The organism is Xanthobacter autotrophicus, from assembly GCF_029991245.1.
Classification (GTDB): Bacteria; Pseudomonadota; Alphaproteobacteria; order Rhizobiales; family Xanthobacteraceae; genus Xanthobacter; species Xanthobacter autotrophicus_C.
This window is the reverse complement of record NZ_JAIVFO010000396.1, coordinates 1-422: the sequence shown is the minus strand read 5'-3', so window position 1 is coordinate 422 and position 422 is coordinate 1. Positions and strand designations below refer to the sequence as shown.

The following is a 422-nucleotide window of genomic DNA, read 5'->3' as shown; positions in this document are numbered from 1 at the left end:
ATGTCGTGGTCGGCGAAGTGGACCTGGAACGACGAGACGCCGGGCAGGGTCCCCTGCGGAGCGCGGATCTCGGCCGGGAAGTTGGGCAGCGTCGACAGGTCGTTCCCGAAGGCCGCGGACTCCTGCGTGAACCGGTCACCGGTCAGCTGCATGCCGTCGCCGGAGTCGCCGGCGAATCGGATGATGACGCGGTCGAGCTGCTTGACCTGCTTGGTCGTCACCGTGTGTGCACTTCCTCGTCACCCGCCGTGTCAGGGTGGTGTCGCGGGCGGGCTGCTGGGTCGATCGCGGGCGCCGGTCAGGCGCTGGACACCGACTCCCGAGGATAGTCCGCGCTGGTCAGCGCACCTATCTCGTCTCGCCCTCTCGGGGTGTGACGCGCCGTACATCTCGCTCCAAGTCTCCAATACCGGGTTTGCTAC

1 pseudogene is annotated in these 422 nt (G+C 67.5%); it reads right to left on the bottom strand.

Going from position 1 to position 422, the window contains the following annotated elements:
* Window positions 1-221 (bottom strand): annotated as a pseudogene (locus K9U41_RS23385) (2-oxoacid:acceptor oxidoreductase subunit alpha); the annotation flags it as partial.
* Window positions 222-422 lie beyond the last annotated feature (201 nt).